The sequence below is a fragment of the Porticoccus sp. genome, from assembly GCF_041592135.1.
In the GTDB taxonomy this organism is placed as follows: Bacteria; Pseudomonadota; Gammaproteobacteria; order Pseudomonadales; family Porticoccaceae; genus Porticoccus.
Window position 1 is genome coordinate 1 of record NZ_JBFHQR010000177.1, and the last position, 3648, is coordinate 3648.

4 protein-coding genes and 1 pseudogene are annotated in these 3648 nt (G+C 62.6%); all 5 read left to right on the forward strand.

What is annotated here, in order from left to right:
- Positions 1 to 565, forward strand: a pseudogene (locus tag ABY948_RS11615) (class I poly(R)-hydroxyalkanoic acid synthase); the annotation flags it as partial.
- On the forward strand, positions 552 to 1421 hold the full coding sequence (gene phaZ / locus ABY948_RS11620; protein WP_461482698.1) for a poly(3-hydroxyalkanoate) depolymerase: 870 nt from the start codon (positions 552 to 554) through the stop codon (positions 1419 to 1421). The pseudogene ABY948_RS11615 and the gene phaZ, both read left to right, overlap by 14 nt.
- A gap of 113 nt (positions 1422 to 1534) precedes the next feature.
- Positions 1535 to 1951, forward strand: coding sequence for a MaoC family dehydratase (locus ABY948_RS11625; RefSeq protein WP_461482699.1), 417 nt, complete (start codon positions 1535 to 1537; stop codon positions 1949 to 1951).
- A gap of 112 nt (positions 1952 to 2063) precedes the next feature.
- On the forward strand, positions 2064 to 3401 hold the full coding sequence (gene aptA / locus ABY948_RS11630; protein ID WP_461482700.1) for an omega-aminotransferase AptA: 1338 nt from the start codon (positions 2064 to 2066) through the stop codon (positions 3399 to 3401).
- A 9-nt stretch (positions 3402 to 3410) separates the two neighbouring features.
- Positions 3411 to 3648, forward strand: a 238-nt coding sequence (locus ABY948_RS11635) for an aldehyde dehydrogenase family protein (RefSeq protein ID WP_461482701.1), incomplete at its 3' end; no start/stop codon positions are given.

Here is a 3648-nt window from a genome sequence, read left to right on the forward strand (position 1 = left end):
CCCCAAGGATCTGGTGTGGAATTACCACGTCAACAACTACCTGTTGGGCGAGGCGCCACCGGCTTTCGATATCCTGTTCTGGAACAGCGATTCCACCAATTTGCCGGCCGAGCTGCACTGCGACTTCCTCGATATCTACGAGCACAACCTGCTGGAAAAGGGCGAGTTTGAAGTGCTCGACACCACCGTCAACCTGCACACCCTGGACTGTGACAAGTACGTCACCGCCGGGCTGACGGACCATATCACCCCCTGGAAGGTCTGCTACCGGACCACCCAGTTTGTCGGTGGCAATATCAGGTTCGTGCTCAGCTCCAGCGGTCACATCCAGAGCCTGGTGAACCCGCCCACCAATATCCGCGCCCGCTACTACTGCAATGACGAGTTGCCGGACTCCCCCGACACCTGGCTGGAACAGGCGCAGCAGTGCGAGGGCTCCTGGTGGCCGAACTGGGCCGAGTGGTTAAAGGAGCGCTCCGGCGAACGCAAAACCGCACCGCGCAATCTGGGTAATCGCACCCACCCCACCAGGGAGGCCGCTCCGGGCACCTATGTCTACGGCTGAAATGTTTCTGGAAGAGTCGCTGGATGCGCCCCATATTGCCCGCGGCCTGGAGATCTACTGGCTGACGGTGATGGGGCTGAACATCCGCGTCGGTATCCGCCGCGGCACGGATCGCGACCGGGCGCTGCTGCTGTTCAATGGCATCGGCGCCAGCCTGGAAGTGCTGGAGACCTTTATCAATGCCATGGACGATGTCGAAATCATCATTTTTGACATGCCCGGTGCCGGCAAGTCAGACACCCAGCGGTTCCCCTGGTTGATGCGCAGCTATGCGCGACTCACCTCGAAAGTGCTGGATCAGCTGGGTTACGATCGTGTCGATGTGCTGGGTCTGTCCTGGGGCGGCGCGCTGGCGCAGCAATTCGCCCGCCAGTACGCCCACCGCTGCCGCAAGCTGGTGCTCTGTGCCACCGGGTCCGGTTCCTCCATGTTTCCCGGTCGACCGGTCGCGCTGTTGAAAATGATGAGTCCGCGCCGCTACCTGGACAAAAACTACATGCAGCGCATTGCCGGCGATCTCTATGGCGGGCGTATGCGTGAAGACCCGGCACTGGTGGAAGAGCACGCCGGCAAGATGCAGGCGCCCAGCAACCGCGGTTATTACTACCAGGTGCTGGCGCTGGCCACCTGGTCCAGCCTGCACTGGCTGCACAAGGTCGCCGCGCCGACCCTGATTATCCACGGCACCGATGACCCCATCATTCCACCGGTCAATGCCAGGATCATGGCCAGCCGCATTCCCAACGCCGAACTCTGGCTGATGGACTGCGGCCACCTGTTCATGCTCACCATGGCGGATGTCATCGCCCCGGAAATCACCCATTTCTTGCGCCGCGAGTCCGTCGAGCGGCGCTAGCGCAAAAATGTCGTGATGGGCCAGTAGTCTCTCCCCGACTGGCTGGCCCCCGACCCCATTAACGCCGATCCCATTAACGTTAGCCATTAACAAGTAGTCGAGTGGATATTCCCATGAGTCAAATGCCCAGTGGTTGTTCCGACTGGTTCACCATCACCCAGAATCAAATCAATCTGTTTGCCGACGCCACCCACGATCACCAGTACCTGCATGTGGACCGGGAAAAAGCCGCCAGCGGCCCCTTTGGCAAGACCATTGCCCACGGCTTTTTGTACCTGTCCATGGTGCCCAGCATGATGCTGAACGACCTGATGGCCAGCATCGGCGAGCAGACCATCCTCAATTACGGCGTCAACCGGCTGCGCTTTATTACCCCGGTGCCGGTGGACAGCCGCATTCGGCTCCATTGGCAGGTGACCTCGCAGGAGGTGCAGAGCGGGGGAACCCGTTATGCCGTGGATCTGCGCATGGAAATCGAGGGCGTCGACAAGCCCGCCATGGTCGCCGAGTGGCTGCTTTACGTACTCTGAAAATTCCCGTCAGGCGGGGCCGGGCGCGCAAGATAGTAGTTTATGCAACCCCGGCCGCCAGCTAGACTTAGCCCATGACACTCCCTTCTCCCCGCAGCCAGGAATACCCGTCATGGACCCGCTCTATCACGACGCCGGCGTAACCCCGGAGCAGTTCGATGCCCACTGGATGCCCTTCACCGGCAACCGGGATTTCAAGCAGCACCCGCGCATGCTGGTGGCCGCCGAGGGCGCCTGGTACACCAGCGCCGATGGCCGCCGCATCTACGACGGCCTGTCCGGGCTGTGGACCTGTGGTGCCGGCCACTGCCGCAGCGAGATCGCCGCAGCGGTCAGTCGGCAGCTGGCCACCCTCGACTACTCCCCGGGTTTCCAGTTCGGCCAGCCGCTGTCGTTCCAGCTCGCCGAGCGCATCACCGGGTTCATGCCCGCCGGACTCAACCGGGTGTTCTTCACCGGCTCCGGTTCCGAGAGCGCCGACACCGCCCTGAAAATGGCCCGCGCCTACTGGCGCAAAAAGGGCCAGGGCGGTAAGACCCGCCTGATCGGTCGCGCCAAGGGCTACCACGGGGTCAACTTCGGCGGCATCAGTGTCGGCGGCATCGTCGGCAACCGTATGCTCTACGGCCAGGGGGTGGAGGCGGATCACCTGTCGCATACTTTACTGCCGGAAAACGCCTTCAGTCGCGGTCAGCCGCAACAGGGCGCCCATCTGGCCGACGAATTGCTGGATCTGATCGCCCTGCACGACGCCTCCACCATCGCCGCGGTGATTGTCGAACCAATGGCCGGTTCCGCCGGGGTGCTGCCGCCGCCGGTGGGCTATCTGGCGCGTATTAGAGAGATCTGCGACCAGCACCATATCCTGCTGATTTTCGACGAGGTGATTACCGGCCTCGGCCGCGTCGGTGCGGCCACTGCGGCGGAACTGTTCGGCGTCACACCGGATATCCTCAACCTGGCCAAGCAGCTCACCAACGGCGCCATCCCCATGGGGGCGGTGGTGGCCAGGCAGGAAATATACGATACCTTCATGGAGCAGGGTGGCCCCGAGTACATGGTGGAATTCCCCCACGGCTACACCTACTCCGCCCACCCGGTGGCCTGTGCCGCCGGGCTGGCGGCGCTGGAGATTCTCGAGCGGGAACAATTGTTCGCGCGGGTGCAGAACCTCGCCCCGGTACTGGAATCGAAGATACACAGCCTCAAGGGCGCCCGCCATGTGACCGATATCCGCAACTTCGGTCTGGCGGCGGGCATCACCCTGGAGGCGCTGCCCGGCGAACCGGCCAGGCGGCCCTGGCAGGTGGCGATGAAATGCTGGGAAAAGGGCTTCTACGTGCGCTACGGCGGCGATACCGTGCAAGTCGGCCCGCCCTTTATTGCCACCGAAGGGGAGCTGGATTCGCTCATCAACGCCCTGGGCGAAGCCCTCAATGAATGTGATTAAGTGAAAATCATGACCGTAAAAGAGCAGTTAACCATCAGCGCAACCGGCCACTGGATCAATGGCGCCGCCGTCAATGGCAGTGGTGAGCGGCAGCCGGTCTACAACCCCGCCAGCGGCGAGGTGGTGACGCAGCTGTCCCTGGCCGACAAGGCCATCGTGGAACTCGCCATCGCCGCTGCCGAGGCCGCCTTTCCCGCCTGGCGCGATACACCGCCAGTCAAACGCGCCCAGGTGATGTTCCGCTTCA

Bases quoted from the DNA above. Each gene is read 5' to 3' on its own strand.
- phaZ (WP_461482698.1), top strand. From the start codon at position 552: ATGTCTACGGCTGAAATGTTTCTGGAAGAGTCGCTGGATGCGCCCCAT.
- ABY948_RS11625 (WP_461482699.1), top strand. From the start codon at position 1,535: ATGAGTCAAATGCCCAGTGGTTGTTCCGACTGGTTCACCATCACCCAG.
- aptA (WP_461482700.1), top strand. From the start codon at position 2,064: ATGGACCCGCTCTATCACGACGCCGGCGTAACCCCGGAGCAGTTCGAT.